Annotated in this window: 31 protein-coding genes; 17 read left to right on the top strand and 14 right to left on the bottom strand. The window is 65.1% G+C overall.

The genetic code is table 11. From position 1 onward, the window contains the following. The first annotated feature begins 14 nt into the window (after positions 1–14). The 6 genes from BSZ39_RS00325 (at position 15) to BSZ39_RS00300 (ending at position 4,076) form a co-directional block, all read left to right on the top strand. Entirely contained in the window at positions 15–764 is a 750-nt protein-coding gene (locus BSZ39_RS00325) for an amino acid ABC transporter ATP-binding protein (protein ID WP_143180298.1), read from the top strand. 10 nt (positions 765–774) lie between these two features. Further along, complete coding sequence (locus BSZ39_RS00320) at positions 775–1,617, top strand: glutamate ABC transporter substrate-binding protein (RefSeq protein ID WP_073715408.1); 843 nt, start codon at positions 775–777, stop codon at positions 1,615–1,617. A gap of 71 nt (positions 1,618–1,688) precedes the next feature. Next, positions 1,689–2,354, top strand: coding sequence for an amino acid ABC transporter permease (locus BSZ39_RS00315; RefSeq protein WP_073715407.1), 666 nt, complete (start codon positions 1,689–1,691; stop codon positions 2,352–2,354). Then, positions 2,351–3,250, top strand: a complete 900-nt coding sequence (locus tag BSZ39_RS00310; protein WP_073715406.1) for an amino acid ABC transporter permease — start codon at positions 2,351–2,353, stop codon at positions 3,248–3,250. The genes BSZ39_RS00315 and BSZ39_RS00310 overlap by 4 nt, the downstream gene beginning before the upstream one ends. A gap of 41 nt (positions 3,251–3,291) precedes the next feature. Continuing rightward, the gene (locus tag BSZ39_RS00305; RefSeq protein WP_143180297.1) at positions 3,292–3,486 is read left to right on the top strand and encodes a hypothetical protein; all 195 of its coding nucleotides are present in this window, start codon (positions 3,292–3,294) and stop codon (positions 3,484–3,486) included. A 191-nt stretch (positions 3,487–3,677) separates the two neighbouring features. Next, positions 3,678–4,076, top strand: a complete 399-nt coding sequence (locus tag BSZ39_RS00300; protein WP_143180296.1) for a hypothetical protein — start codon at positions 3,678–3,680, stop codon at positions 4,074–4,076. A gap of 8 nt (positions 4,077–4,084) precedes the next feature. Here the strand turns inward: BSZ39_RS00300 and BSZ39_RS00295 are convergent, their stop codons facing one another. The 9 genes from BSZ39_RS00295 to BSZ39_RS00255 form a co-directional block, all read right to left on the bottom strand. Then, positions 4,085–4,684: a regulatory protein RecX gene (locus tag BSZ39_RS00295; RefSeq protein ID WP_083602806.1), complete on the bottom strand. Its 600-nt coding sequence runs from the start codon at positions 4,682–4,684 to the stop codon at positions 4,085–4,087. Positions 4,685–4,687: 3 nt separating this feature from the next. Further along, positions 4,688–5,740, bottom strand: a complete 1,053-nt coding sequence (recA, locus tag BSZ39_RS00290; protein ID WP_073715403.1) for a recombinase RecA — start codon at positions 5,738–5,740, stop codon at positions 4,688–4,690. Positions 5,741–5,968: 228 nt separating this feature from the next. Continuing rightward, a complete protein-coding gene (locus tag BSZ39_RS00285; RefSeq protein WP_083602805.1) occupies positions 5,969–6,229 on the bottom strand; it encodes a DUF3046 domain-containing protein in 261 nt (86 codons plus the stop codon). Next, entirely contained in the window at positions 6,210–6,611 is a 402-nt protein-coding gene (locus tag BSZ39_RS00280) for a helix-turn-helix domain-containing protein (RefSeq protein WP_073715429.1), read from the bottom strand. The genes BSZ39_RS00285 and BSZ39_RS00280 overlap by 20 nt, the downstream gene beginning before the upstream one ends. Positions 6,612–6,622: 11 nt before the next feature. Beyond that, positions 6,623–7,120, bottom strand: coding sequence for a CinA family protein (locus BSZ39_RS00275; RefSeq protein WP_073715428.1), 498 nt, complete (start codon positions 7,118–7,120; stop codon positions 6,623–6,625). Then, on the bottom strand, positions 7,117–7,713 hold the full coding sequence (pgsA, locus tag BSZ39_RS00270) for a CDP-diacylglycerol--glycerol-3-phosphate 3-phosphatidyltransferase (protein WP_073715401.1): 597 nt from the start codon (positions 7,711–7,713) through the stop codon (positions 7,117–7,119). The genes BSZ39_RS00275 and pgsA overlap by 4 nt, the downstream gene beginning before the upstream one ends. Continuing rightward, a complete protein-coding gene (locus BSZ39_RS00265; protein ID WP_073715400.1) occupies positions 7,686–10,151 on the bottom strand; it encodes an FtsK/SpoIIIE family DNA translocase in 2,466 nt (821 codons plus the stop codon). The genes pgsA and BSZ39_RS00265 overlap by 28 nt, the downstream gene beginning before the upstream one ends. Positions 10,152–10,227: 76 nt before the next feature. Further along, on the bottom strand, positions 10,228–11,154 hold the full coding sequence (locus tag BSZ39_RS00260) for a PfkB family carbohydrate kinase (RefSeq protein WP_073715399.1): 927 nt from the start codon (positions 11,152–11,154) through the stop codon (positions 10,228–10,230). Between the two features lie 6 nt (positions 11,155–11,160). Continuing rightward, positions 11,161–12,843, bottom strand: coding sequence for a ribonuclease J (locus tag BSZ39_RS00255; RefSeq protein WP_073715398.1), 1,683 nt, complete (start codon positions 12,841–12,843; stop codon positions 11,161–11,163). Positions 12,844–13,131: 288 nt separating this feature from the next. Between BSZ39_RS00255 and BSZ39_RS13320 the strand changes: the two genes are divergently transcribed. Both BSZ39_RS13320 and BSZ39_RS00250 read left to right on the top strand, forming a co-directional pair. Then, positions 13,132–13,377, top strand: coding sequence for a hypothetical protein (locus tag BSZ39_RS13320; RefSeq protein ID WP_143180295.1), 246 nt, complete (start codon positions 13,132–13,134; stop codon positions 13,375–13,377). 9 nt (positions 13,378–13,386) lie between these two features. After that, on the top strand, positions 13,387–13,695 hold the full coding sequence (locus BSZ39_RS00250; protein WP_281247105.1) for a thioester domain-containing protein: 309 nt from the start codon (positions 13,387–13,389) through the stop codon (positions 13,693–13,695). A gap of 179 nt (positions 13,696–13,874) precedes the next feature. Here BSZ39_RS00250 and dapA read toward each other — a convergent pair whose 3' ends face one another. Further along, positions 13,875–14,774: a 4-hydroxy-tetrahydrodipicolinate synthase gene (dapA, locus tag BSZ39_RS00245; RefSeq protein WP_073715396.1), complete on the bottom strand. Its 900-nt coding sequence runs from the start codon at positions 14,772–14,774 to the stop codon at positions 13,875–13,877. A 66-nt stretch (positions 14,775–14,840) separates the two neighbouring features. Between dapA and BSZ39_RS00240 the strand changes: the two genes are divergently transcribed. The 7 genes from BSZ39_RS00240 (at position 14,841) to BSZ39_RS00210 (ending at position 21,714) form a co-directional block, all read left to right on the top strand. Further along, positions 14,841–15,515: a glycerophosphodiester phosphodiesterase gene (locus BSZ39_RS00240; RefSeq protein WP_073715395.1), complete on the top strand. Its 675-nt coding sequence runs from the start codon at positions 14,841–14,843 to the stop codon at positions 15,513–15,515. Further along, on the top strand, positions 15,512–16,348 hold the full coding sequence (locus BSZ39_RS00235; RefSeq protein WP_073715394.1) for a sensor histidine kinase: 837 nt from the start codon (positions 15,512–15,514) through the stop codon (positions 16,346–16,348). The genes BSZ39_RS00240 and BSZ39_RS00235 overlap by 4 nt, the downstream gene beginning before the upstream one ends. Then, on the top strand, positions 16,341–17,036 hold the full coding sequence (locus BSZ39_RS00230) for a response regulator transcription factor (protein WP_073715393.1): 696 nt from the start codon (positions 16,341–16,343) through the stop codon (positions 17,034–17,036). The genes BSZ39_RS00235 and BSZ39_RS00230 overlap by 8 nt, the downstream gene beginning before the upstream one ends. A 107-nt stretch (positions 17,037–17,143) precedes the next feature. Then, a complete protein-coding gene (locus BSZ39_RS00225; RefSeq protein ID WP_245792383.1) occupies positions 17,144–18,157 on the top strand; it encodes an ABC transporter substrate-binding protein in 1,014 nt (337 codons plus the stop codon). Positions 18,158–18,175: 18 nt separating this feature from the next. Next, entirely contained in the window at positions 18,176–19,930 is a 1,755-nt protein-coding gene (locus BSZ39_RS00220) for an ABC transporter permease (protein WP_073715391.1), read from the top strand. Between the two features lies 1 nt (position 19,931). After that, positions 19,932–21,080: an ABC transporter ATP-binding protein gene (locus BSZ39_RS00215; protein WP_073715390.1), complete on the top strand. Its 1,149-nt coding sequence runs from the start codon at positions 19,932–19,934 to the stop codon at positions 21,078–21,080. Between the two features lie 67 nt (positions 21,081–21,147). Beyond that, a complete protein-coding gene (locus BSZ39_RS00210; protein WP_073715389.1) occupies positions 21,148–21,714 on the top strand; it encodes a GNAT family N-acetyltransferase in 567 nt (188 codons plus the stop codon). Positions 21,715–21,732: 18 nt separating this feature from the next. Here BSZ39_RS00210 and BSZ39_RS00205 read toward each other — a convergent pair whose 3' ends face one another. Further along, a complete protein-coding gene (locus BSZ39_RS00205; RefSeq protein WP_083602804.1) occupies positions 21,733–22,272 on the bottom strand; it encodes a DUF4232 domain-containing protein in 540 nt (179 codons plus the stop codon). A gap of 58 nt (positions 22,273–22,330) precedes the next feature. On the opposite strand from BSZ39_RS00205, the gene BSZ39_RS14430 reads away from it, so the two are divergent. Continuing rightward, the gene (locus BSZ39_RS14430) at positions 22,331–22,849 is read left to right on the top strand and encodes a hypothetical protein (RefSeq protein WP_245792382.1); all 519 of its coding nucleotides are present in this window, start codon (positions 22,331–22,333) and stop codon (positions 22,847–22,849) included. After that, positions 22,801–23,223 carry an MFS transporter gene (locus tag BSZ39_RS14425; RefSeq protein WP_245792381.1) on the top strand — a complete coding sequence of 141 codons (423 nt, stop codon included), beginning with the start codon at positions 22,801–22,803 and terminating at the stop codon, positions 23,221–23,223. Before BSZ39_RS14430 ends, BSZ39_RS14425 begins: the two co-directional genes overlap by 49 nt. Before the next feature lie 34 nt (positions 23,224–23,257). Here the strand turns inward: BSZ39_RS14425 and dapB are convergent, their stop codons facing one another. The 3 genes from dapB to rpsO form a co-directional block, all read right to left on the bottom strand. After that, positions 23,258–24,007 (bottom strand): 4-hydroxy-tetrahydrodipicolinate reductase, encoded by a 750-nt coding sequence (gene dapB / locus BSZ39_RS00195; RefSeq protein ID WP_073715387.1) that lies wholly within the window; start codon positions 24,005–24,007, stop codon positions 23,258–23,260. Positions 24,008–24,109: 102 nt separating this feature from the next. Next, entirely contained in the window at positions 24,110–26,443 is a 2,334-nt protein-coding gene (locus BSZ39_RS00190; RefSeq protein ID WP_073715386.1) for a polyribonucleotide nucleotidyltransferase, read from the bottom strand. 185 nt (positions 26,444–26,628) lie between these two features. Further along, on the bottom strand, positions 26,629–26,898 hold the full coding sequence (gene rpsO, locus BSZ39_RS00185; protein WP_073715385.1) for a 30S ribosomal protein S15: 270 nt from the start codon (positions 26,896–26,898) through the stop codon (positions 26,629–26,631). Positions 26,899–26,986 lie beyond the last annotated feature (88 nt).

The following is a 26,986-nucleotide window of genomic DNA, read 5'->3' as shown; positions in this document are numbered from 1 at the left end:
GTAGCTTCACCGTCATGACTACTTCTGCCACACCGTTGGTCGCGCTGCGCGATGTCAACAAGCATTTCGGCGACCTCCACGTGTTGAAAGACATCAACCTGGAGATCGACCAAGGTGAAGTCGTGGTCGTCATTGGACCCTCCGGGTCGGGCAAATCTACCTTGTGCCGCACGATCAACCGTCTGGAGACAATCGATTCTGGTTCGATCCAGATCGAGGGCGTCGAGCTGCCCAAGGAAGGCAAGGAACTCGCCCAGCTTCGCGCGAAGGTGGGCATGGTTTTTCAGTCCTTCAACCTGTTCGCTCACCGCACGGTGATCGACAACGTCATGCTCGGCCCGATGAAAGTTCGCGGGATCAAAAAGCCCGAGGCTAAGAACCGGGCGATGGAGCTGCTCAAGCGCGTCGGGGTTGGCAACCAGGCGCAAAAATACCCGGCCCAGCTCTCCGGCGGTCAGCAGCAGCGTGTAGCGATCGCGCGCGCCCTCGCAATGGACCCGAAGGTCATGCTCTTCGATGAGCCGACCTCCGCACTCGATCCCGAAATGATCAACGAAGTCCTCGACGTCATGACCGACCTCGCCAAGGGCGGCATGACGATGATCGTCGTTACCCACGAAATGGGCTTTGCTCGCAAAGCCGCCGACCGGGTGGTCTTCATGGCCGACGGCGCGATCGTCGAGGAAGCCGAACCCGACACCTTCTTCACCAATCCCACGTCTAGTAGGGCGAAGGACTTCCTGTCCAAGCTCATCACCCACTAAAGGAGACCCCATGCGGACCTCAGCAAAGATTGCGGCGGCCTTCGCCGCAGCGGCCCTCACCCTTGCCGGGTGTTCGTCCAACGGCGACGGCGGCAAGGAAGGCGGCGGCGACGGCGACAAGGGCAAGATCACGATCGGCATCAAGTTCGATCAGCCCGGCCTCGGCCTAAAGGAAGGCTCAAACTACAAGGGCTTCGACGTCGACGTCGCGAAGTATGTCGCGAAGGAACTCGGCTACAGCGAAGACCAGATCGAGTTCAAGGAGTCCGTCTCGGCCCAGCGCGAGAACATGCTCGCCAACGGCCAGGTCGACCTCATCGTTGCCACCTACTCCATCACCGATGGCCGCAAGGAGAAGGTCTCTTTCGCGGGCCCGTACTTCGTCGCTGGCCAGGGCCTGCTCGTGCAGAACTCCAACTCGGACATCACCGGCCCGGACAGCCTCGACGGTAAAAAGCTCTGCTCGGTCGCGGGCTCTACCCCGGCCCAGCGCATCAAGGAAGAGTACTCCCAGGGCGTGCAGTTGCAGGAAGCCCAGGGCTACTCCGAATGCGTCGAACTGCTCTCCTCCGGCACCGTCGATGCGGTGACCACCGATGACATCATCCTCGCGGGCTTCGCCGCCCAGGACCAGTACCAGGGCAAGCTCAAGCTCGCCGGTAAGCCGTTCTCCGAGGAGAACTACGGCGTCGGCGTCCAGAAGGGCTCCGATAAGTGCGAGAAGGTCAACGAGGCCCTCAAGAAGATGATTGACGACGGGTCCTGGGAGAAGTTCCTCAAGGACAACATGGGCGCCGATTACAAGCCCAACGACGCCATGAACCCGCCGAAGCCCGGCGGCAACTGCGGCTAACCCCTTCGGTGCTCCCGGCTGGCTTTCGGCCGGGAGCACCCCCTACCCCGACACGAAAGTCTTAACCACCCATGGGTGAACTGCTGTCCCAATACGATGTGCTCGGCGCATTTTGGGTCAATATCCAATTGACCTTCTTTTCCGCCATCGGTGCCCTCATCATCGGCACCATCCTCGCGGTCATGCGCATCTCCCCGTCTGCCTCACTGAGGTGGGCAGGCGCGACGTACGTCAACGTCGTGCGTAACACTCCCCTCACGCTCATCATCTTGGGCTGCTGGCTCGTGCTGTGGGGTCAGCTGGGCGTCAACGTGTCAGCGGATCTGCAAAAGAACAACTTCTGGATGGCCGTCATCGGCCTGAGCGTCTACACCGCCGCCTTCGTCTGTGAGTCGCTCCGCTCCGGCTTCAACACGGTCCCCGTCGGCCAGGCCGAAGCCGCGCGCTCGATCGGACTCGGCTTCACCCAAACCGTCAACCTCGTCGTCCTGCCCCAGGCCTTCCGCGGCGCCATCGCGCCGCTCGGCAACACCCTGATCGCGCTCACCAAGAACTCGACGGTCGCCGCGGCCGCCTCGGTGCTTCAGGCCTCAACCGTCATGCAGCAAATGATTGAATTCTCCCCGCAGCAGGGCCTTGCGATCTTTATGGTGATCGCGCTCGGCTTCGTCGTCATTGTCTTCCCCATGGGCCTCCTGTTTACGTGGATGTCTACGCGATTGGCAGTGGCCCGATGAGCCAGATCCAGAATCTTTTCGACGTCCCCGGCCCCAAGGGCCGGCGCAACCTCGCGATCCTCAACACGCTCGGGCTGGTCTTCGTCCTTGGCATCCTCGCCGCGATCATCGTCATCCTCGTGAACAAGGGGCAGCTTGCCCCAGCCGCGTGGAAGCCGTTCTTTACCGCCGACGTCTGGGTTGAATACCTGGTCCCCGGTCTCATCGCCACGCTCAAGGCCGCGGTCATCGCGATCGTCGCTTCGAATATCGTCGGGCTGCTGCTCGGCATCGGGCGCCTCAGCTCCATCGCCCTAATCCGCTGGCTTGCCGGCGTCATCGTCGAGTTCTTCCGGGCCGTGCCCGTGCTCGTGATGATGATCTTCTTCTACTTCACGCTCTCGCTGCTCGCGAACTCGACGACGCTGTTCAGCTCCGATGATGCGCCGTTCCTCGGTGTCGTCCTCGGCCTGACGCTCTACAACGGTTCCGTCATCGCCGAGCTCGTGCGCTCGGGGGTGCGCAACCTGCCGAAAGGCCAGCGTGAGGCCGGTAAGGCGATCGGGCTGCGACATGGCCAGCTGCTGCGCTCAATCGAGCTGCCGCAGGCGCTCGTCGCGATGATGCCCGCGATGGTCTCCCAGCTCGTCGTGATCCTCAAAGACACCGCGCTCGGCTATATCGTCGTCTACCCCGAATTGCTGCGGCAGGCGAAGCTCGTCGGCACGACGTATTCGAACCTGCTTCCCGCTCTCATCGTCGCGGCGCTGATCTTCATCATCGTCAACACGATCCTCGGCGCGACCGCGAACTGGCTGCAGCGCAAGCTCTCCTCGCGCACCGCTGGCGGCGCCATGGCCGCCGATGCCGAGATGGTCACCGACGTCGATCCCTCGGTCATGGTGGAAGGCGACTAGCCCTGCGGGCATAACATTGTTCTCGTCCTTACCGGCGAGAAATGCAGGGGGCAGAAGTGTTCTGGATTGCGATGTCCATCCTCGGGTTCATCGTGGTATTCGTAGGCGCGAGCGTTGCGACGTCGCTATATGTCCGCGATCGCCAGTGGGCGTACATCCAACTCCTTGTGCTATCCATCGGGTCGATCTCGCTGCTGGTCTTCAGCTTCTATCCGCGCTTTGGCATCTGGGGCTGACTCGCCACCCTCGTCGCGGTGGTCCTCCTCGCGCACGCCGTCGAAGCGGGTGTGACGGCTTATCTTCGTCGCCGCTTCGCTCTGCCGAACGCCGCGCCGATGCCCCGATAGCGATCTCGCCTAATCTAGATTTGGTCTCGATCAGCAAACATCCCCAGGAAGCGGCCGATGCCTGGCGCGCGGCGGTCCACATGGAAACGTACCCGACCGGTCAGAAGAAGTACATCGGCGATGGCTGGGTCTCCATCCGCGTCAACGACCAGGAGCTCGTGCCAACCGACGCGTGGTTTAACACGGACGAATTCTGGGATGCCATCGACCTGCTCTTCCAGGACTTCATGGATGTCGGTGAGGCCTTCGACGAGCTGACATGGCTGCCACTCAAGCTCGCGCTGCGCCGGACCGGACAGACCGCGATCTTCACGGTGGATTCTCTCAGCACCGAGATCGAGCCGATAAGCTTCCTCCCGTCGGTCATTGGCGGGATGGACGCGTTTTACCGCTGGAACACCGAGTACAACGAGGCACACTACCCCGTCGACATGATCGAGGAACTGCACGATGCGGCCTCTCGCCTGCCCTACCAGTAGGCGGCGGATTAGTCCCGGCCGAGGGCCTCATCGATGACGCGGTAGGCCACCGATGAGCTGTGGCCCTTGCGGCCGAGCGCCCCGAACAGCCGCCGCTTTTGCACATCGCGCGGCGCCTTTTGCATCGAGGCCTGCTTCATGCGTTTTGCGACGATCGCGCGCGCGGCCTCGAGCTCATCATCGGCATCGACCTGCTCGAGCGCGGCCTGGGCAGCCTCGCCCGTGATGCCCTTCTTCGCGAGTTCGACGCGCAGCGCCTTTCCGGCGAGCTGCCGCTCATTGTGGCGGGTGCTCACGAGCATGGCCGCGTAGGCGGCATCGTCGATGAGGCCGACCTCCTCGAAACGGTCGAGAACCCGGTCGGCGATATGGTCGGGCACGAGTTTCTTCGCGCACAGCTCGGCGAGTTGGGCGCGAGAGGCGGAGGACCGGTCGAGACGGTTCAAGATGATCGTGCGCGCGATCTCTTCGGCCTTCTCATCGCTTACCGGCTCGGGCGGCTCGCCACCATTGTCGGGTTCACGCTGCCAATGGGAGCGAGCCCGCCCACGACGGACGGGCGCGCACTCCTCCCCCGGTTCAATCCAGGGAGACGTGGACGAATCCATCGCTTAGAGTCCCGCGGGGACCTCATTGGCAGCGTCTTCGACCTGCTCGGTGCCGGCGACGATGATGCCGAGCGCCGAGAGAATCTTGTGCTCGATTTCAGCTGCCAGCTCCGGGTTGTCTTTGAGGAAGCGGCGGGCGTTTTCCTTTCCCTGGCCGAGCTGGTCACCGTCGTAGGTGAACCACGAGCCGGACTTGCGCACGATGCCATTGTCGACACCGAGGTCGATGAGGCTGCCTTCGCGCGAGATGCCCTGGCCGTACAGGATGTCGAACTCAGCCTGCTTGAAGGGCGGGGCCATCTTGTTCTTCACGACCTTGACGCGGGTGCGGTTGCCGACGGGCTCGCTGCCTTCCTTCAAGGTTTCAATGCGGCGCACGTCGAGGCGCACCGAGGAGTAGAACTTCAGCGCCTTACCGCCCGTGGTCGTCTCCGGGGAGCCGAAGAAGACGCCGATCTTTTCGCGCAGCTGGTTGATGAAGATCGCGGTGGTGCCGGAGGCCGACAGGGCGCCGGTGATCTTGCGCAGTGCCTGGCTCATGAGGCGGGCCTGCAGGCCGACGTGGCTATCGCCCATCTCGCCTTCGATTTCGGCCTTGGGCACGAGCGCGGCAACGGAGTCGACGACAATGATGTCGAGGGCGCCGGAACGGATCAGCATGTCGGCGATCTCAAGGGCCTGTTCGCCGGTGTCCGGCTGGGAGACGAGCAGGGCGTCGGTGTCGACGCCGAGCTTCTTCGCGTATTCGGGATCCAGCGCGTGCTCGGCATCGATGAAGGCGGCGACGCCGCCAGCCTTTTGAGCACTCGCCACGGCATGGAGGGCAACGGTCGTCTTACCGGAGGATTCCGGGCCGTAGATCTCGACCACGCGACCGCGCGGCAGACCACCGATTCCGAGGGCCACGTCGAGGGCGACGGAGCCGGTGGGGATCACGGAGACGGGCGGGCGAGAGTCATCGCCCAGGCGCATCACGGAGCCCTTGCCGAAGTTCTTGTCAATCTGCGACAGCGCGGCTTCGAGTGCCTTGCTGCGATCAGCCTTTGGTGCGGCCATGGTTGTCCTTCCATCGTGGCGGCTCTCCGCCGCCGAATCCTTCAGGTCGTATCTGAAGGTGCTCCCCTCTCCGGGGGCGACCTGGAATCACCGTATGCCCGACCTGTGACACGCGGTGGGCGGGGAACCGTCCGCTGGGGAAAACTCCGCGCCTGTGCATTCCATGAGCCAGCATATGCCGAACACGTGTTCGAAGCGACTTGGGCGTGGGCGTGTCGAAAAGTTTTTTCAGGCGCGGCCGGCACGCTTTTCGCGCGCGATGGATCGATGGTAGAAGCGAACCTCGTCGCCGGCGCCCATTTCCTCGCAGAACGCGGCCCACACCTTCGGTACGGGAACCTCGTCGGCGAGGGCCTGATCAATGGTCCGGCCGCCGAGCTGAAGCAGGCTCAGATCGGCGGCCAGGGAGGTTCCGAGGGCCTCGCCGTAGATATGACGGAGTGCCTCGAAGAGTTCGGAGCGACGCACGCTAGACGTGCGGGAGGACATGTTCGAGATTCGCCGGGACCGTATCCGGTACGACGACCTTGGCGGCCTGCTCTGCGGCGTTCACGCGCAGCGCGACGTCCTTTAAGAAGTGCGACAGGCGGTAATCGAGAGCCTGACAGATGGCGGCCAACAGTTCGCTGGAGGCTTCCTTTTGGCCGCGCTCAACTTCGGAGAGGTATCCGAGCGAAACCTGGGCCGCTGAAGAGACCTCCCGCAATGTCCGTCCCTGATCGAGACGGATCTCGCGCAGGACAGCACCAATAACCTCGCGCAACACGATCGGTTCAGCGGGGGCGGGAGCCGCCAACTGCCGCATGATAGCGCGGGGGTTTGAGCGGGCAGCCGGTCGGGTGCCGGCGCCGGGGTGGGTCATATTTTTCATCATCACTATCCTTAACACACCGGGGGCGTAATTTGTTCCCCGAGTGTTGACAGCAGATCCAAAGCGGCCGCGGCGGCGACGTCTCGCACGTGCTGGCGGTCCCCCTCGATCGCGAGTTCGCGCACGAGCAGATGGTGGTCGAAACACGCGGCGACAAGGACGGTTCCGGCAGCTTTTCCATACGACGGACCGGGACCGGCCACTCCCGTCGTCGAGACCCCGAAATCGGCACCAAGGACGCGGGCGGCGCCGCGAGCCATCTGGGCCGCGACCTTCGGGTGGACGGGGCCATACCGGGCGAGCAGGTCGGCGTCGACGCCGAGCACATCGCGTTTGATGTCGGTCGCGTAGCTGACGATGCCGCCGCGTAGGATCTCGGAAATCCCGGGGACGGTCGCGAGCGTCGACGAAATCAGCCCGGCCGTTAGCGATTCCGCGCAGCCGAGGGTCCGTCCATGCAAGACGGTGGCGACGTGCTCGGCCTTCGCGGCAAGCTCGACCGCACTCATGGTTGCGACCGAGCGATCCGCCACGCCGAGAAGCAGTATTCGAGACCCGTCACGACGGTGACCGCGACGGCGGCATACATGACGACGGTCGCGATGAGGACCATCGTCTCGCCGACCCCCCCAAGACCGAGGCCGAGCCACGGCACGAGCATGAGGGTGATGAACAGCAATTGCAGGACGGTCTTGATCTTGCCGCCGCGCGAGGCCGCCATGACCGAGCGGCGGATCATGACGAACCGGAGCAGCGTGATCCCGAGTTCGCGCACGATAATGACGATCGTCACCCACCAGGGCACGAGCCCAGTCGCCGAAAGCAACAGGAGCGCGGAGATGACGAGCGCCTTGTCGGCGATCGGGTCGGCGATCTTGCCGAAGTCGGTGATGAGGCCGCGGCTGCGTGCGAGGTGCCCGTCGAGCTGATCGGTGGCGGCGGCCGCCATGAAGACGAACGTCGCGATGAGCTGCGAGGTGGTATCGCCGCGCAGGAAGAGCCACACGAAGACGGGTACGAGGAGGATGCGAATGATCGTCAAGACATTCGCGATGTTGAGCAGCGGGGCGGGTGCTACCGCTCCCGGTTTGTCAGCTCCCACGTGTCCTCCTCACCGTCGGCCTCGACAACTTCGAGATGCGAGTCGGCCGGATGGATCATCGTCGCCGATTCCTCGCTCTTCTCATCGTCCTCGTCTGCCGCCTGCGGCGCAACTTCCTCCCCGCGCAGCATCGCGAGAACGTTCGGCAGTTCCTCCGGCGGCACGAGCACGTCGCGGGCCTTCGAGCCTTCGGAGGGGCCGACGATATCACGCGACTCGAGCAGGTCCATCAGGCGGCCGGCCTTCGCGAAGCCGACGCGCAGTTTGCGCTGCAGCATCGAGGTGGAGCCGAAGTTGGACGTGACGACGAGCTCGGCCGCGGCGAGCAGATCTTCCAGATCGTCACCGATATCCTCGTCGATCTTCTTCTTCGTCGCGGTTTCCATGACGTCGTCGCGGTAGACGGGCGTCATCTGGGCCTTGACGTGGTCAACGACAGCGCGGATCTCGGACTCGGTTACCCACGCGCCCTGCACGCGCATTGGCTTCGCCTTGCCCGACGGATGGAACAGGGCGTCGCCCTGGCCGATGAGCTTTTCGGCGCCCGGCGAGTCGAGGATGACGCGCGAGTCCGCGAGCGAGGACGTCGCAAACGCGAGACGCGAGGGCACGTTGGCCTTGATGAGGCCGGTGACGACGTCGACCGACGGGCGCTGCGTCGCGAGCACGAGGTGGATGCCGGCGGCGCGCGCGAGCTGGGTGATGCGCTGGATCGAGGCTTCGACGTCGCGGGCGGCGACCATCATGAGGTCGGCGAGCTCGTCGACGATCACGAGGAGGTACGGGTAGGGCGCGATCTTGCGCTCCGAGCCCGGCAGCGGCTTGACCTTGCCCTTCTTCACCGCGGCGTTGAACTCATCGATGTGCTTGTACCCGAACTGCGCGAGGTCCTCGTAGCGCATGTCCATCTCGCGCACGACCCACTCGAGGGCCTCGGCGGCCTTCTTCGGGTTCGTGATGATCGGCGTGATGAGGTGCGGGATACCCTGGTAGATCGTGAGCTCGACGCGCTTCGGGTCGACGAGGACCATGCGGACCTCTTCGGGGGTGGAGCGCATCATGATCGACGTGATCATCGAGTTGACGAACGAGGACTTACCGGAGCCGGTGGCACCCGCGACGAGCAGGTGCGGCATCTTCGCGAGGTTCGCGACGACGTAGCCGCCCTCGACGTCCTTTCCGACGCCGACGACGAGCGGATGCGGGCTGCGCCGCGCGATCGAGGAACGCAGCACGTCGCCGAGCGCCACAGTTTCGCGGTCGTCGTTCGGGATTTCGATACCGATCGCGGACTTGCCGGGGATCGGCGACAGGATACGCACGTCGGCGGAGGCGACGGCGTAGGCGATGTCCTTGGCCATCCGCGTGACGCGGTCGACCTTCGTGCCCGTGCCGAGCTCGACCTCGTAGCGCGTGACCGTCGGGCCGCGGGAAAAGCCCGTGACCTGCGCGTCGATCGAGAACTCCTCGAAGACGCGGGTGAGGCGTTCGACGACGCGGTCGTTGACGGCCGAGCGCACCTTGTGCGGCGCGCCCTTGATCAGCATGTCGTCGGTCGGCAGCTCGTACATCACGTCCGAGCCGAGGGTGAGCTGCTCAGTGCGCTCCGGCAGCGGCGTCACCGGCGGCGCGCTGAGCTCGGCCTCGCCATCGGAGGCGGCCATGACCGTCGTCTTATCGTCGCTGGCCTGCGCGTCGAAGACCTCGGTCGCTTTGGATCGCGACTTGCGGGGCTTGACGGGCTTTCCGGCCGCATCGAGTTCGGCGGCCTGCTTGAACGGCTCGTCGCCGTCGTAGGTTTCGTCGGGCGTCACCGTCTTCTTGCGGCGACGCGCGCGCTTGGCGAGTGCCTGCTCGCCGGCCGAACCGTCAAAGTCCTCGGCCTCGTCATCCCCGCCGCGCGAGGCGAGGTACATCGTCGAATTGCGGAAGAAGTCCGGGATCGCCGACAGCGGCGTCGCGGTAATGCTCATGATCGACACGCCGATGAGCAGCAGCAGGATCGGCACCGCCGCATAGTGCGTAAACAGGATCGACAGCGGCTCGCCGAAGACCCAGCCGACGATGCCGCCGGCCCTTTCGATCGAGGGGAAATCGTCGATCAGCGGCGGGCGGCCGCGAAAGATATGGATGAGCCCGGCGATACAGGCGACGAGGATCGATAGCGCGACGGTGACGCGCCCGTTGGCGGCGACGTTTTCCGGGTGGGCGATGAGCCGCACCGCGAGCACGACGAAGATGATGGGCAGCAGAATCGCGAGGATGCCGACGGAGCCCGCGGACGCGTGGTGCAGGATCGAGCCGGCGGAGCCGGACAGGTTGAACCACTCGCGGATCGCTACGACGATCGCGAGTGCGATGAGGGCAACCGCGAGGCCATCACGTCGACGAGTCGGCGTGGCATCCTTTGCGGCTGCGGCAGGGGTGCGTTTGGACATGATATTCAGACGTTACCGTGAAGTGTGTCGTGGGCGCGGCGCGCCACCCCGGGGCGGGGCGGGTGTTCGATATGCCTCAGGATTGGGTGGCGAGGTACTCATCGATCGCCTGCCGGTCGGGGCAGCGGGCCGGGCCGACCTGCTCGACCGACATTCCGGCGGCGACGTTCGCGCGCTGGATCGCGGTGATGAGATCGAGGCCCTCCATGAGCGAGGCGGCGACGACACCGCAGTGGGCATCGCCGGATCCCGTCGTGTCGACGACGGTGAAGTTATAGGCGCAGACCCGCTCGGGGACGGCCCCGGCGCGGGCCTGGACCCAGCAGCCTTCCGACCCGGCGCGCACGAGCGCGTGGCATTCGGGACGTACGAGGGTGCGGATCGCGGCGAAGCGTTCCGAGACGCCCGTCATCTCGACGATGAGGCCCGCCTCGCGCCGGTTCAGCGAGATGAGGTCGCAGCGCGCGAGGACCGAATTGAGGTGTTCGGGCGCGATCTCGTTGACGATCGGTCCCGTGTCGACGATGAGCTTGACGCCGTCGGGCAGGTTCGCCGCGAACCGCGAGACGACGGGCGCGCTCGTCGGATAGGCGAGGTCATAGCCGGAGACGTACAAGACGTCGCCGTCGCGCACCTCGAGGTTGTCGAATTCGTCGTGGCTCGGCTCGGCCTCGACACCGAGCGTCGTGATAAACGTGCGCTCGCCGTCGGGTTCGCGCAGCGTCAGGCACAGCCCGGTATCGCCGACGAGCGTCTCCCCCACATGCTCGATGCCCTCGGCCTCAAGCGCGAGGCGCACCTGCGCAGAGTTCGCGCCCGTCCCGAGCGGGGACGCGAGCAGCGTCTCGATGCCCTGGCGCGCGACCGCGGAGACGACGTTAAACCCGCCGCCGACGACCGCACCTGCGCTCTTGGCAATGACGTCGCCGCCGCGCGTCGGGAAATGCGGCAGGTTCATGGGCAGGTCGAGGACGCACGACCCGGTGGAGATAAAACGCGGCATGGCTAGCTACTTCACGACGACGGAGGGAATGATCATGGGGCGGCGATGCAGCCGCTTGGACGCGAACTGTCCGAGCACGCGCCGCATCGCCTGGCTGAGCTGGTGCTCGTCGGTCACGCCATCGGCGAGGACCTTCTCGAGCGCCTCGGCGACCTTCGGTTCGAGCGCGGTGAACACGTCATCACCTTCGGCCACGCCCTTGGCGGACACGGTCGGACCGGCGACGATCTCGCGCGTCTTCGCCTCGATCACGGCGAACGCGGAGACGAAGCCCTCCTGCGCGAGGATCATGCGGTCCTTCAGCTCGGATTCCGTGATCTCGCCGATGGAGGACCCGTCGACGAAGACGAGGCCACACGGCACCTGGCCGACGACCTCGGCTTTGCCGTCCTTCACATCGACGACGACGCCCGACTCGCCCAGCATGACGTTCTCGCGCGGCACGCCGGTCGAGATCGCGAGGTTCGCGTTCGCGACGAGGTGGCGGACCTCGCCGTGGATGGGCATAGCATTTTCGGGGCCGACGATGTTGTAGCAGTAGAGCAACTCGCCCGCGGGCGCGTGGCCCGAGACGTGCACGCGCGCGATCCCCTGGTGGATGACCTTCGCGCCGAGGCGCGTCAGTCCGTTGATCACGCGCGAGATCGAGGTTTCGTTGCCCGGAATCATCGACGAGGCGAACAGGATCGTATCACCCACGCCGACGGAGATCTGGTGGCTGTGGTTCGCCATGCGCGCGAGGGCGGCCATCGGCTCGCCCTGCGAGCCCGTCGCGACGAGGACCGTCTTATCGTCGGGTAGATCCTGCAGCTTCTTCACGTCGACGACGACGCCGGCGGGCACTTCGAGGAAGCCCATCTTTTCCGCGATCCCCATATTGCGCACCATGGAGCGTCCGACGAAGGCAACCTTGCGGCCGTGATGCGCGGCGGCGTTGAGCACCTGCTGGATGCGGTGGACGTGCGAGGCGAAGGACGCGACGACGATCTTGCCGGGCGCATCGGCGAACACCGAGTCGATGACCGGGCCGATCTCGCGTTCATGCGTCGTAAAGCCGGGCACTTCCGCGTTCGTGGAGTCGACCATGAACAGGTCGACGCCCTCATCGCCAAAGCGGGCGAACGAGCGCAGGTCGGTGAGGCGGTTATCGAGCGGCAGCTGGTCCATCTTGAAGTCGCCCGTATGCAGCACGTTGCCCGGCTTGGTGCGGATGAACAGCGCGAGCGAGTCCGGGATCGAGTGATTGACCGCGACGAACTCGCATTCGAACGGGCCGAACTCTTCGATATCACCCTCGGTGACCGTCAGCGTGAGCGGCGTGATTCGGTGCTCCTGGAGCTTCGCCTCGGTGAGCGCGAGCGTGAAGGACGACCCGACGAGCGGGATGTCCGGCTTGAGCTTCAGCAGGTACGGGACCGCGCCGATGTGGTCCTCGTGGCCGTGGGTGAGCACGATCGCGATGACGTCGTCGAGTCGGTCTTCGATATAGGAAAAATCCGGCAGGATGAGGTCGACGCCCGGCTGGTCGTCCTCGGGGAAGAGGACACCGCAGTCCACGATGAGCAGTCGGCCATCGATCTCGAAGACGGTCATGTTGCGGCCGACTTCGCCGAGTCCGCCGAGCGGGACGATCCGCAGGGTGTCGTCTTGGAGGGCGGGAGGGGCAGAAAGCTCAGTAAAGGGTTCCATCACGTGCCAAGTCTACGAGGTTTGATGGCCGGCGGCGATGATGCGCCCCCACGACCACGCCTACACCACCGACTCGGCCGCGGCCTGGCTCACGGGCACCCGTCATTAATCGACACCGCTATTCGGGCGATAAATTGCGACCAGTAAAGCCCGTAAACTCGACCGAAACTTGGCAACATTGCCTCACGCAAGAATTATAACATTACCCACGCACGACGAATTTGGCGATCAGTGCACGCTCTTCGTAATCTTTCGAAGCCAATTCTTCAATCGCCGAAGGTCTATTCCATGATTTCATTCCGATCGGCGGCTCGCCGATTACTCGCTGCCGCAGCGCCTCTTGCCCTGGTCTATACGATGACGACCGGCGCTTATGCCGATACCGATCACGCGTCACAGGTGCGGATCGGGTCAGTAGAGCAGCGCCAGGTGGGCGCCGCGATTCGAGGTTTTGTTCCCGGTAGCACGTCTAATGTTTCGCAGACCGTCCTCTTCCCCGTCGACACGAACGTCGATGGCACGATCGACGTGTGATCCTACTGCATCGAGTACACCATCGACGCGGCGATGGACGCCGACGGCGCCGCCGACGCATGGCACACCTTCCCGGGCGATAACAAGTTCAAGACGAGCAAGGACGTGCGCGAGAAGGTCCACTGGATCATCAACAACAGCTACCCGCAGGTCCCGGTCGCCCACGTCGCGAAGGCCGCCCCCGACCTCGCCGGGCTGACCGAGCGCGAGGCCATCACCGCCACCCAGGCCGCGATCTGGCACTTCACCGACGACCTGGTCGTCACGGACTTCGCGGCACGCATCCCCGCCGGCCAACGCTTTCGCAAGATGAGCTAATAGCGCACGTAATACCCATTCTGGCGGGAACAGATATCACACTGTTCCCGCCAGATTGCTATTACCGATAAGAATCGAACAACGATCCGTGTGAGCGACATACCAGAATGCCTTTTTAGCATTCATAATCTCGCTATAAACTCACACAACCGAACAGCTAACCGCGTGACCAGCTCGTGTTAGAGATAGTTCAGCGTCTCCATGGCGCTACGCAGCTTCGCGACCTGCTCATCGGTCGCCGGCAGCAGCGGGAGCCGGAACGTCGCCGACGGAATGATGCCCTGCAGCGCGACCGCGGTCTTGGCCATGACGGCACCGAGCCCCTCGCCCATAACGGCGTCGACGAGCGGCAGCAGTTCGTGGTGCAGCTGGGCCGCCTTCTTCACATCGTCTGCCTCGAGCGCATCCGCCATGGCGCGGTAGCGGTCGGGCGCCGCATGCGCGACGACGGAGACGAATCCCGCACCACCGAGCGCGCCGAAGGAGAAGTTCAGCGCGTCATCGCCGGAGTAGATCGCGAGATCGTGCTCCCGGCCGCGCGCGATACCGCCGACGACGTCACCGGTGGCGTCCTTGACCGCAATGATGCGCGGATCCGCGACGATGATCTCGTTCGCCTCGGGGCCGATTTTCACTCCCGTGCGCCCGGGGATGTCATAGACCATGACGGGCACGTCGCCGGCCTTGGCGATCTCGACGATATGCGCCGCAATCCCCGCCTGGCTCGGCTTGTTGTAATACGGCGAGACGATGAGCAGCGAGTCCGCGCCCGCCTCGACGGCCTGCGCACCGATGCGCGCCGCATGCTTGGTATCGTTCGAGCCCGCGCCGGCCATGATCTTGGCGCGATCCCCGACGGCGTCCTTCACGACGCGGATGAGATCGTTCTTCTCCGGGGTGTGCGTCGTCGGCGACTCCCCCGTCGTACCCGACAGCAAGATGCCGTCGCAGCCCTTGGCAACGAGATGGTCGGCGAGCGTTTGCGCCGCATCTAGATCGAGCGAGCCGTCGGCCTTAAAGGGCGTAACCATCGCAGGAATGACGGAACCGAAAACCTCGCGAGCACGTTGCCTATTCATGTTCGAAGGGTAGACCCACGGGCCAAGCTAGCCAAGATTTCGCCCAAAGACTGGGACGATAGCGCTATGCGAATCATTGCGCACCGTGGCTATCACGCCCACCACCTGGAGAACACCCTGCCCGCGATCGAGGCCGCCATGAAGCTTGGCGTGGCCGGCGTCGAAGTCGATTTGCAGCTGGCAGGCGACGGCTCGGTCGTGGTCATCCACGACGCGACGACGGCTCGCCTGTGGGGCGATCCGCGCCCGGTGTCCGCGCACAGCGCGGAGTCCTTGGCTGCGCTCGGACAGGGCGATGACCGGATCCCGACGCTGAACGAAGTCCTCGAGCTCTCGCGCACCTATGACATCCCGGTCATCCTCGACCAAAAGACGCCCGAGGTAGCGCTCGCCGCCCTCGCGCTGCTCATCCACGAAGGTCTCGAGGGCAAGGTCGCGTTCTGCGGCGAACTGCCCGGCCTGCTCGAGGTACGTCGCCACAGCACGAGGACGGAGGTCTACTTGAACGACGAAGGCCTCGTCACTCCCGACATCCGCATCCTCGCGCAGCTACGCCCGAGCGCGATCAACCCCGAATACCACGGCGTATCCCTCGGCCTGGTCCGATCCGCACAGGAGTTCGGGCTGGGCGTCTCGTGCTGGACGCCGAACCGGGAAAAAGATTTACGCGCGATGGCGGCGCTCGGCGTCGACGCGGTGATGACCGACGAAGTGAAGCTCGCGCTCGATCTGTTGTCATGAGTCTCTTTGCGTCCTGGCCACCCGCCGCGATCCTCGCCCTCGTGATCGCGTTCCTCCTGGCGTGCGCGGCGGCCATCGCAGGGTTCGTACGAATCCGCTCAGCTGCCCGCGCTCACCAGGCCACGCGGGCCGAAGCGGAACGACTGCGGGGACTCGCCAAGGATCGTGCCCAGCGCATCGCGATGTTGTCCCACGAGGTGCGCACCCCACTCGCCCTCATCCGCGGCGCCGGGGAACTGCTCGAAGATGGCTCCGCCGGACCGCTCACCGCTGAGCAGGAACGCTTCATGACCACGATCATGGACAACACCTCACACGTCATCTCGCTCACCGAAGACCTGCTGAGTTACGCCCGGCTCGAAGCCACGCTGTTCGATCTGCATCTGGAAAAACTCGACTTGCGCGCACTTGTGCGCGACACGGTCCGCGAACTTCGGGCGTTGCACGACGCTCCCCTCCAACTCGATAACCGCGGCCGGCCGATCCCGGTCCTCGCCGACACCCGGCTGTTGCGTGAGGCTCTGTGGAACCTCGCAAACAACGCAATCCGGCACGCTCGCGAAGGCACACCGATCAATTTCCACGTGACCGAGGGCGAAGGCCAAGCGGTCCTCGCCGTATCAAACGAGGGCCGCGGCGTCGACTCCGAAATTCGCGAGGCCATGTTCCAGCCCTTCCACACCACCTCCGAGAAGGGCACCGGCCTCGGCCTCACGATCACCAAAGCGATTGTGGAACTGCACGGCGGAACTATCCTCGTAGATACCACCGCGAGGAGTGGCACGACCATGTACTTCACGATCCCGACGACGTTAGACGCCAGCCATGAGTGAGGACACTGGCCGGATTCTCGTGGTCGAAGACGAACCCCAGATGGCAGACATCATCGAGTTCGTCCTCGCCAAACATGATTTCGCTCCGCTCCTCGCCCCGACGGGCGAAGCCGGCTGGCACGCCCTCAGAAACCACCAGATCGATGCCATCGTCCTCGACGTGATGCTCCCCGACATCACCGGGATCCAACTGTGCGAACGCATCCGCGCCGTGAGCGACGTGCCCATCATCTTCCTCTCCGCGCTCGGCTCGGAGACAGAACGCATCCGCGGGCTCGAGGCCGGGGCCGATGACTACCTCGCAAAACCCTTTTCCCCGCGAGAGCTCGCTCTGCGGGTGCGAGTCCTGCTCGCCCGGTCCCGAGCGACCAGGCGTCCCGACATCGTCGTCGGGGATCTCAGCATCGAGGTCGACTCTCCCCGCGCGCAATACCGAGATCGCCAGATCCGCCTCACCGCGACCTCACACGCGCTCTTGCGCGCCCTTGCCCGCACCCCGGGCGAAGCCGTCGCCATCAACGACCTGCTCAATGAGGTCTGGCAAACCTCCGCACGCCACGGCGGCAAGGAGATGGTCAAGACTGCTATGTACCGGCTGCGTCAGGAACTCGGCGATGCGGCAAGCCTCGTCGTGAACCAGCGCGGAGCGGGCTACCTCCTTCGGTCACACAGCCGTGACCATTCGTGACCTTTCTAGGGTCCAAAAACTCCGGAATTCCTGGGATTCTTTGAGTGTCACCACTCAATGAGGAGGAAACCATGCAGTTTCGGAAAATGACAGTTACCGCGAGCGCTATGGCGCTTGCTCTCTCCCTTACGGCCTGCGGCTCCGACGAATCCGGCGGCGATGGCGACGGTTCCGGCGGCAGCATCACGGTGGCGTGCGGCGCGATGGAAGACCTGTGCCAGAAGTGGACCGAAGCGTTCACGGCAAAGACGGGCATCAAGGCCAACTTCGTGCGCCTGTCCTCGGGTGAAACGGTCGCCCGTCTCGCATCCGCGAAGGACAGCCCCGAGTTCGACGTGTGGCATGGTGGCCCGGTCGACGGCTATGGCGCTGCGGTCAAGCAGGGGCTCCTTCAGGAATATGACTCGCCCGAAGCGGCCAAAATCCCGGACAAGTACAAGGATCCGAACCACATGTGGACGGGCGTGTACGTCGGCGTCCTCGGGTTCTGCTCCAACCAGGCCGTCCTGGACAAGCTCGGCGTTGAGCTTCCCGACAGCTGGGATGACCTGCTCGATCCGAAGCTGAAGCAGCAGGTCTCGACGGCACATCCGTCGACCTCGGGCACCGCGTTCACGACGCTGTGGACGCAGGTAGTGCTCAACGGCGGTGAAGACGGCGGCCTCGACTTTATGAAGAAGATGCATCCCAACGTCCTGCAGTACACCAAGTCGGGCACCGCTCCCGGCCAGGTCGCGGGTCGTGGCGAAGTGGGCGTCGGTCTCGTCTTCTCCCACGACTGCGTGAAGTACCAGGAAGAAGGCATGAGCGACCTCAAGGTGAGCTTCCCGAAGGAAGGCACCGGTTATGAGGTGGGCGGCGTCGCGATGATCGCGGGCGCGAAGAACGCCGATGCGGCGAAGAAGTACATCGACTTCGCGATCTCGGCGGAAGCCCAGAACATCGGCCAGACCGTCGGCTCCTACCAGGTGCTCACTCACCCGGAAGCGAAGGTCGATGAGCGTATGGTCAAGCTCGATGATGTGAATCTCATCGACTACGACTTCGCGAAGGCCTCCGAGTCGAAGCCCGGCCTGACCGCCCGGTTCGACGAAGAGATCGCGGCAGCGCCGCGTGACTAGCGTCGAGCAGGACTCCTCATGAGCACAACGGCTCAGCTCGCTGCTGACCCCGCCGCCGCGGCCCCCGCGGCGGCGGGCTCTGCCCGCACTCGGGTACGGCAGGATCCCATCACGATCAGCCTGATCGTCGCGGTTCTCATCATTTTGACGATCCTTATCGGGTTGCCCCTGATCCAGATCCTGTCGAAAGCCTTCGGCGAAGAGGGCCTTGCTGCCCTCGGCCGGATCTTCACATCCCCAGTGAATCTGCGGATTATCCGCAACACCGTCGTCCTTGGCGTCCTCGTCGGCGCGATCGGAACCCTTCTCGGTTTCCTGTTCGCTTATGCGCAGGCTCGCTTGGACTTCAAAGGCAAAAAGTTTTTGCACCTCATTGTGCTCCTGCCGATCGTCTCCCCGCCGTTTGCTGTGGCGACGGCGGCCATCACGCTCTTCGGCCGCAACGGCATGATCTCGAACCAGCTGCTCGGCATGCCGTGGAACATTTACGGCCTCGACGGACTCACACTCGTGCTGTCGCTGTCGTTCTTCCCCGTGGCCTACATGAACCTGCTCGGCATGCTGCGCTCGCTTGATCCCGCGATGGAAGAAGCCGCGGCGTCCCTTGGCGCGTCGAAGTGGAAGATTTTCCGCACCGTGACGCTCCCATTGCTCGTCCCCGGTTTCGCCGCGTCGTTCCTGTTGCTATTCGTCGAGGCGATCGCCGACCTGGCGAATCCGCTCGTCATTGGCGGCGACTACACCGTCTTAGCATCGCGCGCCTACATCGCAATCACGGGCGAATACAACACCGCAGCGGGCTCGGCCTACTCACTGGTGCTGCTCATCCCGGCGCTACTGGTCTTTATCGTCCAGCGGTACTGGACCGGCCGCGCCTCAACCGTGACGGTGACGGGCAAGCCCGCAGGGCAGGGTCGTCTCATCACGTCGTGGAAGGCGCGCGTTTCGCTGCTGAGCGTTATCGGGCTCGTCACCGCCGTCGTCATCATCATTTACGCTGCGGTGTTCGTCGGCGCGTTCGTGAAGATTCTGGGCGTCAACAATACGTTCACGCTCGACAACTTCAAGTACCTGCTCTCGGGCATCGGTAACGACGCCATCATCGATACGACGCTGCTCGCTCTGATCGCTACGCCGATCGCGGGCGTGCTCGGCATGCTCATCGCGTGGCTCGTCGTCCGCCGCTTGAAGCGTGGGCGCGACCTGCTCGACTTCTTCGGCATGCTCGGTCTTGCCGTCCCCGGCACGGTCATCGGTATCGGCTACGCGATCACGTTCAACACGCCGCTGAAGATTGGTGGCGTCACGGTGTTGCCGGCCGTCGCTGGCGGTGGCGCAATCCTCGGTGGTGCGATCGCGATCGTCATGGTGTTCATCGCGCGCTCGATGCCCGCCGGTCAACGCTCCGGCATCGCATCCCTGCAGCAGATCGACCCAGCGATCGACGAAGCCGCGATCTCCCTTGGCGCCTCCGGACTGACCACGTTTAGGACGGTGACACTGCCGCTCATCCGGCCAGCGTTCCTCACCGGCCTTTCCTACGCGTTCGCGCGCTCGATGACGACGCTGTCGCCGATCATCTTCATCACGACGCCGCACACCCGAATCATGACGTCCCAGATCCTTTCGGAGGTCGACGCGGGTCGCTTCGGCAACGCATTCGCCTTCTGCACGATCCTCATCGTCATCGTCATGAGCGTGCTCGGCATTATCAACCTGGCTGTCCGCGGCAATCCCGCGGTCAAGGCCCCCATTACCCCCGCAGGAGCCTGATATGACTACGACGAATACCCAGCCCGAAGTGCTGGAACCCACTGATCCCGAGGTTGGGCGCCTCAAGCTCGACAACCTCGTGAAGACCTTCGGGTCCGGCGCCACCGCAGTCAACGCCGTCGATGGCATCACCCTCGACATCCCGCCCGGCGAGTTCGTCACGCTCCTTGGCCCCTCGGGCTGCGGCAAAACGACGACGCTACGCATGGTTGCGGGGTTTGAGGACGCGACGAGCGGACGCGTCGAGCTCGATGGCACCAACCTCGTCGACCAGCCGCCCAATAAGCGGCCGATGGCGATGGTGTTCCAGTCCTACGCCCTCTTCCCGCACTTGAGCGTGCGCGAAAACATCGCCTACGGCCTGAAGCTGAAGAAGCTCCCGGCCGCGGAGATTAGGGAGCAGGTCGACGTAGCGCTGACGTCGATGAACCTCAACGCGCTTGCCGACCGTGCGCCGAACCAGCTCTCGGGCGGCCAGCAGCAACGCGTGGCGCTCGCGCGCGCGATGGTCATGCGTCCCAAGGTGCTGCTGTTCGACGAGCCGCTGTCGAACCTCGATGCGAAGCTGCGTGTGCGCATGCGTCAGGAAATCCGCCGCCTGCAGCACCGGCTCGGCATCACGAGCCTGTACGTCACCCACGATCAGTCCGAGGCGATGACCCTGTCCGACCGCATCGTCGTGATGAATGCCGGCAAGATCGAGCAGGCTGCCAGCCCCGACGAGATCTATCGTCGACCGGCATCGGTCTTCGTCGCCGACTTCATCGGCCGCGCGAACTTCCTTGCCGTCGATGTCCTCGAGGTCGCCGACGGAAACGCGCGGGTGCGCGTCCTGGAACGTGAGTTCACGATCCCGGCACACCCGGATATCGGGGCCGGATCGGACGCGCTCGTCCTCGTCCGTCCCGAGTCCGTGCGACTCGAGAAGGTCGACTCCAGCGAGCAGGCACATGACGTCGTCGGCGACCACGGCCAGATCCTCGCCGCGGTGTTCTACGGCGAAAACGTCGAATATGAGGTCGAAACCGAGCACGGCACGATCGTCGTGATCGAAGCAGACCCCGATCCCGAAACCATCCACGCCGAAGGCAGCGAGGTCCGAATCGACTTCAACTCGGAGCGCTCCTGGCTGCTGCCGAACCGCGACTAGCCGCACCTCGACGCGATGCGCCGGCGCCCCGAGTGGGGGTCGGCGCATCGTCGCGTAGGGTGGAGCCATGCCTCTTCCCGATGTCTCTGTCCGCCCCGCCGTGCTCGACGATGCGCCACGGATTTGGGAGATCCAACGCCACGCGCTGATCGAGGACATCGCCGCAGCTTTCGGCGGCGCGGTGCCCGAGGCGGCGCGCGCGCAGATCGACGCGATGGTTGGCGCCGACGTGTGGCGCCGAACGATCGCCTCGCTGCCAGCCAAGTCCGCGGTCGTCGTCGCGCTGCGCGCGGACCGCGTCGTCGGATACGGGAGCCTCGTCGCGCTGCCCGAACCCGTGGCAACGCCCGACGGGCACGGCGTGATCCACGCGGAAATCTCCGGCCTCGACGTGCGCGGCGCGGACCAGCGCGCGGGCCACGGCTCGCGCCTGCTCGCGGCCCTCATGGACTATGCGGATACGTTCGCACTGCCCGGCATTGTCACGTGGGCGGTGGCGGGCGAAGAAAGCCGCACGCGCTTCCTCACCTCCGCCGGCTTCGCGCCGCTCGGGATGAAGCGCGACCTCGACGTCGCGGGCGAGCGCCTCAGCCAGGTCGGCTGGTACACGCTGCTGCCCGAGCGCTCCTCCTAACACCAGCCGCGGCTCGACCTAGCCGTAGGCCTGATCGAACGTCACGCCGAGCGGCCACACCTTCAGCATTGGCTGGTCCATATCCGAGCAGACGTCCGTCGGGTATTCCAGGAACGTGCCGACCTCGCCGCCCGGCGGCGTCACGATGATGCCGTTCGCGTGCTGCAATTCGCACGGGCTCCCGACCGCATCCTGCGTCCGCAGCTGGACCACGAGCGGAACCACCGTCCCCGGCCGCACTTCATACCGCGCATTCTCCCCCGGCTGCTGCTGCGCGGGCAGCCCGCTCTCCGACGTCCCCGCCTGATTCGCGAACGCCACCTTCGGATACCCCTCGAGCTGGCACGTGCCGCCACCGGCCGCGCGGATATTGATGACGACGTAGCCCTCGCCGCGGCCCGCCTCGGGCACGGTGAGGTCGTAAATGAGCTCCGATGCGAGACAGGATCGCGACGGATTCGCCGCCGACGTGCTGCTCGGCGTTGCCTCGGGAACGCTGCCGCCGCACGCACTCAGCGCCAGCGCTGCCCCCAGCAGCATTACTCGCACGCATCTCATATTCTCAGCGTACTCCGCTTGATTTCCTCCCCATGCGCCGCGGTGGAATACTCATCCCATGCTCCACGTGCTGCGTAACCCCTCCTACGCAAAACTCTTCAGCGCGCAGGTCATCACCCTCATCGGCACCGGCCTGCTCACCGTCGCGCTCGGCCTGCCCTGGGTGAGCGAAGCCTGGCAGATTTACGTCCTCATCTTCGTCCTGCAGGCCGCATCGGCGACGTTTACGCCGACGTTCCAGGCCATCATCCCCGAAATTTTGCCCGACGAGCGCGACTACACCGCGGCGCTGTCACTCTCGCGCCTCGCCTACGACCTCGAATCGGTCCTCTCCCCCCATGCTCGCCGCGGCGCTGCTCACATTCCTGTCCTACAGCAACCTCTTCCTCGGCACCGTCATCGGATTTGTCGGCAGCGCCCTGCTCGTAGGGGCGACCGCGCTGCCACCCCACCGACCAGACGCGCCCGCACCGTTCCTGCAGCGGCTGACCCGCGGCGTGCGCGGCGTTCGTCATCGTCAACACGGTCGTGCTCGTCCTGCCGCGCGTCCTCGATTCAGTGCCCGACCGGCCCGTGATGCTCGCCGGAGACCTCGCCCTGCCCGCGGCACTCGCGGCGATCGCGGCCGTGCTCGCGGCGTTTGGGACCGACGTGTCCTGGCCGCTGCTGCTCGCGCTATGGACCGTTCCCGGAGCCGCCAACGCACTCGTGCTCACGCCGTCGGCGCGCCTGTTGCGCCGCGCCTCGACCGAAGAAACCCGCCCGGCCGTCTTCGCGGCGCAGTTCTCGCTCTCGCACGCCTGCTTCCTGCTCACCTACCCGATCGCCGGCACGCTGGGCGCGCGCCTCGGGCTCGCCACGACCGCGGGCATCCTCGCCGCGATCGGAGCGATCGCATTCCTCGCCGCGACCGCGCTGTGGAAAGAGCCGCGCGCCGTGCAAAACGCCTAGCGCCGCAGAAAGCGGCTAGCGCCCCGGCTGAAACCTAGCGCCCGGGCAGGTCCATCACGTGATCGAGGCCGACGGTAAGTCCCGGCAGCCCACCCACCTTGCGCACCGCGAGCAAAACTCCAGGCATGAAGGACTGCCGATCGAAGGAGTCCGTCCGAATCGTCAGCAGCTCGCCGGGGTTGCCGAGCAGGATTTCCTCGTGGGCGGTCAGGCCGCTAACGCGTAGCGCATGCACGCGCACGCCGTCGATGAGCCCGCCACGCGTCCCGTCCGGATCGGCCGCCGTCGCATCCGGCATCGCCGCCGAACCCGACGCCGCGCGCGCCGCCGCAATCTTTTTCGCCGTCGCGGCCGCGGTGCCGCTGGGCGCATCGAGCTTCTTCGGGTGATGCAGCTCGATCACCTCCGCGGACTCAAAATACGGCGCCGCCAGCGCCGCAAAATGCATCGCGAGCACGGACGAGAGCGCGAAGTTCGGTGCAATGATGACGTTCCGGCCGGCCGCCCCAGCCGCCGCCTCGACTTCCGCGAGCCCCGCATCGGTCCACCCGGTCGTGCCGACGACGACGTGGCAACCGGCTGCCAGGGCTGCAAGCACGTTGCCCTTCGTCGCATCGGGAACGGTGAAGTCGACGACGGCGTCCGCGCCCGCGACCGTCTCGCGTGTGACCTCATCGCCCGCGTCGAGCTCGGCAACGAGCTGCAGGTCGTCGGCATCGGTCACGGCCTGGCACACGGTTTTTCCCATGCGCCCGCGGGCTCCCAGTACGGCTACGTTCGTCATGGCTTTAACGTAACAGCGCCCCGCAGGTGTCCCCCAGGCGGTCCAGGAGACAAAACGTCCGACCACCCCAAAGCGGGGTAGCCGGCCGAATTGAGCTAGTGGCTACTCGGAGTCATCATCGCGGCGGCGACGGGTGCGCTGGCGCGGACGACGCTCGCGTCGACGGTCATCGCCGTTGCCGCGGCGACGCTCGGAGCGCTCTTCGCGGCCCGAGTCCTCGCCCGATTCGCCCTCATCGGAGCCGTCGTTTTCTTCGCCCTCGACGACGGCGTGCAGCGAGAGCTTGCCGCGGTCATCGATCTCGGCCAGTTCGACCTGGACCTTAGAGCCGACGGGCAGGACGTCGTCGACGTTTTCGACGCGCTTGCCGCCGACGAGGCGACGGATCTGCGAGACGTGCAGCAGACCGTCCTTGCCCGGGGACAGGGAGACGAACGCGCCGAACGTCGTGGTCTTGACGACCGTGCCGACGAAGCGCTCGCCGATTTCCGGCATCTGCGGGTTCGCAATGGCGTTGACGGCGTCGCGGGCGGCATCCGCGGCCGCACCGTCAGAGGCGCCGATGTAGACGGTGCCGTCGTCCTCAATCGTGAGCTCGGCGCCGGTGTCTTCCTGGATCTGGTTGATCATCTTGCCCTTGGGGCCGATGACCTCACCGATCTTGTCGACGGGGATCTTCACGGCGATGATGCGCGGCGCGGTGGCGGCCATCTCGTCGGGCGCGTCGATTGCTTCGTTCATGACGTCCAGGATGTGCAGGCGGGCGTCGCGGGCCTGCGACAGGGCCTTGGCCAGCTCATCGGACGGGATGCCGTCGAGCTTGGTGTCGAGCTGGATCGCGGTGACGAACTCGCGGGTACCGGCGACCTTGAAGTCCATGTCGCCGAAGGCATCTTCGGCGCCGAGGATATCGGTCAGCGCGGCGTAGCGGGTCTCGCCGTCGACCTCATCGCTCATGAGGCCCATGGCGATACCGGCGACGGGCGCGCGCAGCGGCACACCGGCCTGCAGCAGTGACAGCGTCGAGGCGCAGACGGACCCCATCGAGGTCGAGCCGTTGGATCCGAGCGCCTCGGAGACCTGGCGGATCGCGTAGGGGAATTCCTCGCGGCTCGGCAGCACCGGCACGAGCGCGCGCTCGGCGAGCGCACCGTGGCCGATTTCGCGGCGCTTCGGGGAGCCGACGCGGCCGGTCTCACCGGTCGAGTACGGCGGGAAGTTGTAGTTGTGCATGTAGCGCTTGGAGGTGATCGGGCTCAGGGAGTCGATCTGCTGTTCCATGCGCAGCATGTTGAGGGTGGTAACGCCCAGGATCTGCGTCTCGCCGCGCTCGAAGATCGCGGAGCCGTGCACGCGCGGCAGGACCTCGACCTCGGCGGACAGCGTCCGGATGTCCTTCAGGCCGCGGCCGTCCATGCGGACGCCCTCGGTGAGGGTGCGGTGACGCACGAGGTTCTTCGTCAGCTGGCGGTAGGCGGCCGACAGTTCCTTTTCGCGGCCTTCGAACTCTTCGCCGAGGGCTTCGAGCATCTCGTCGCGGCCGGCGTCGATCTCGGCTTCGCGCTCGAGCTTGCCGGAGATCGTGATGGCCTTCTTCAGGTAGTCCGTCGAGTGCTTCTCGACGGCGGCGAAGGCATCGTCCTGGTAGTCGAGGAACAGCGGGAAGTCAGCGGTCGGCTTCGCGGTCTTTTCCGCGACGACGAGCTGGGCTTCGCATAGCGCCTTGATGAACGGCTTCGCGGCCTCCAGGCCCTCGGCGACGACCTCTTCAGTCGGCGCGGTCGCGCCCTGGTTCTTCACGAGATCCCAGGCGTTGTCGGTGGCCTCGGCCTCGACCATCATGACGGCGACGTCGTCACCGACGATGCGGCCGGCCACGACCATCGAGAACACGGCGCGCTCGAGCTCGCTGTAGCGTGGGAATGCGACCCACTGGTTGTCGATCAGGGCGATACGCACGCCACCGATCGGGCCGGAGAACGGCAGGCCAGCGATCTGCGTGGACATCGAGGCGGCGTTGATCGCGACGACGTCGTAGGCGTCATCCGGGTGGATGGCTAGGATGGTTTCGACGATCTGAACCTCGTTGCGCAGGCCCTTGACGAAGGCGGGGCGCAGCGGGCGGTCGATGAGGCGGCACGCGAGGATCGCGTCGGTCGTCGGGCGGCCTTCGCGACGGAAGAACGAGCCGGGGATCTTGCCCGCGGCATACTGGCGCTCTTCGACGTCGACGGTCAGCGGGAAGAAGTCGAACTGGTCCTTCGGGTTCTTGCCGGCCGCGGTGGCCGACAGGACCATCGTGTCCTCATCGAGGTAGACGACCGCGCTTCCGGCGGCCTGGCGGGCGAGCCGCCCGGTTTCGAAGCGCACGGTGCGCGTTCCGAACGAGCCGTTGTCGATGACGGCTTCGGCGAATGTGATTTCTGGGCCTTCCATGGCACCTTCCTGTGTCATGGCCACTTACCCGACGGTCATCGATCGAAGCTCACGGAAGTCTCTCGTTCCGGAAGCCACCACCGAGGACCGGGCAGGCAGCGTGGCACTCTTCAGTTTGTTCCTGCCCCGCCGCTATTTTACGGCGGGCGCTAAGACGGCCCGGGCTTAGCCCGGGCCGATTTCGTCTAGCGGCGAATGCCGAGACGTTCGATTAGGGAGCGGTAGCGCTCGATGTCGATCTTCTTGAGGTAATCAAGCAGGCGACGACGCTGACCGACCAGCAGCATGAGGCCACGACGGGAGTGGTGGTCATGCTTGTGGGTCTTGAAGTGTTCGGTGAGATCCTTGATGCGCTTGGTCAGCAGCGCAACCTGGACCTCCGGGGAGCCGGTGTCGCCCTCATGGGTGGCGTACTCGGCGATGATCTGTTCTTTGACGTCCTTGCTCAGCGGCACAGGCTTCTCCTTATGATTTCGTTGCACAGAGCTCCGGGGCATGTTCTCCCGGGCACGACGCATCCGTGGCCGAAGATTACGGCAAACG

The organism is Bowdeniella nasicola, assembly GCF_001907295.1.
Lineage (GTDB): Bacteria > Actinomycetota > Actinomycetes > Actinomycetales > Actinomycetaceae > Bowdeniella > Bowdeniella nasicola.
Note: the sequence above shows the minus strand (reverse complement) of the source record. Positions and strands in the feature narration are given on the sequence as shown.

Coding starts and splice junctions, on each gene's coding strand:
- BSZ39_RS00325 (WP_143180298.1), top strand. CDS start 15: ATGACTACTTCTGCCACACCGTTGGTCGCGCTGCGCGATGTCAACAAG.
- BSZ39_RS00320 (WP_073715408.1), top strand. CDS start 775: ATGCGGACCTCAGCAAAGATTGCGGCGGCCTTCGCCGCAGCGGCCCTC.
- BSZ39_RS00315 (WP_073715407.1), top strand. CDS start 1,689: ATGGGTGAACTGCTGTCCCAATACGATGTGCTCGGCGCATTTTGGGTC.
- BSZ39_RS00310 (WP_073715406.1), top strand. CDS start 2,351: ATGAGCCAGATCCAGAATCTTTTCGACGTCCCCGGCCCCAAGGGCCGG.
- BSZ39_RS00305 (WP_143180297.1), top strand. CDS start 3,292: ATGCAGGGGGCAGAAGTGTTCTGGATTGCGATGTCCATCCTCGGGTTC.
- BSZ39_RS00300 (WP_143180296.1), top strand. CDS start 3,678: ATGGAAACGTACCCGACCGGTCAGAAGAAGTACATCGGCGATGGCTGG.
- BSZ39_RS00295 (WP_083602806.1), bottom strand. CDS start 4,684: ATGGATTCGTCCACGTCTCCCTGGATTGAACCGGGGGAGGAGTGCGCG.
- recA (WP_073715403.1), bottom strand. CDS start 5,740: ATGGCCGCACCAAAGGCTGATCGCAGCAAGGCACTCGAAGCCGCGCTG.
- BSZ39_RS00285 (WP_083602805.1), bottom strand. CDS start 6,229: ATGTCCTCCCGCACGTCTAGCGTGCGTCGCTCCGAACTCTTCGAGGCA.
- BSZ39_RS00280 (WP_073715429.1), bottom strand. CDS start 6,611: ATGAAAAATATGACCCACCCCGGCGCCGGCACCCGACCGGCTGCCCGC.
- BSZ39_RS00275 (WP_073715428.1), bottom strand. CDS start 7,120: ATGAGTGCGGTCGAGCTTGCCGCGAAGGCCGAGCACGTCGCCACCGTC.
- BSZ39_RS00265 (WP_073715400.1), bottom strand. CDS start 10,151: ATGTCCAAACGCACCCCTGCCGCAGCCGCAAAGGATGCCACGCCGACT.
- BSZ39_RS00260 (WP_073715399.1), bottom strand. CDS start 11,154: ATGCCGCGTTTTATCTCCACCGGGTCGTGCGTCCTCGACCTGCCCATG.
- BSZ39_RS00255 (WP_073715398.1), bottom strand. CDS start 12,843: ATGGAACCCTTTACTGAGCTTTCTGCCCCTCCCGCCCTCCAAGACGAC.
- BSZ39_RS13320 (WP_143180295.1), top strand. CDS start 13,132: ATGATTTCATTCCGATCGGCGGCTCGCCGATTACTCGCTGCCGCAGCG.
- dapA (WP_073715396.1), bottom strand. CDS start 14,774: ATGAATAGGCAACGTGCTCGCGAGGTTTTCGGTTCCGTCATTCCTGCG.
- BSZ39_RS00240 (WP_073715395.1), top strand. CDS start 14,841: ATGCGAATCATTGCGCACCGTGGCTATCACGCCCACCACCTGGAGAAC.
- BSZ39_RS00235 (WP_073715394.1), top strand. CDS start 15,512: ATGAGTCTCTTTGCGTCCTGGCCACCCGCCGCGATCCTCGCCCTCGTG.
- BSZ39_RS00230 (WP_073715393.1), top strand. CDS start 16,341: ATGAGTGAGGACACTGGCCGGATTCTCGTGGTCGAAGACGAACCCCAG.
- BSZ39_RS00225 (WP_245792383.1), top strand. CDS start 17,144: ATGGCGCTTGCTCTCTCCCTTACGGCCTGCGGCTCCGACGAATCCGGC.
- BSZ39_RS00220 (WP_073715391.1), top strand. CDS start 18,176: ATGAGCACAACGGCTCAGCTCGCTGCTGACCCCGCCGCCGCGGCCCCC.
- BSZ39_RS00215 (WP_073715390.1), top strand. CDS start 19,932: ATGACTACGACGAATACCCAGCCCGAAGTGCTGGAACCCACTGATCCC.
- BSZ39_RS00210 (WP_073715389.1), top strand. CDS start 21,148: ATGCCTCTTCCCGATGTCTCTGTCCGCCCCGCCGTGCTCGACGATGCG.
- BSZ39_RS00205 (WP_083602804.1), bottom strand. CDS start 22,272: ATGAGATGCGTGCGAGTAATGCTGCTGGGGGCAGCGCTGGCGCTGAGT.
- BSZ39_RS14430 (WP_245792382.1), top strand. CDS start 22,331: ATGCTCCACGTGCTGCGTAACCCCTCCTACGCAAAACTCTTCAGCGCG.
- dapB (WP_073715387.1), bottom strand. CDS start 24,007: ATGACGAACGTAGCCGTACTGGGAGCCCGCGGGCGCATGGGAAAAACC.
- BSZ39_RS00190 (WP_073715386.1), bottom strand. CDS start 26,443: ATGGAAGGCCCAGAAATCACATTCGCCGAAGCCGTCATCGACAACGGC.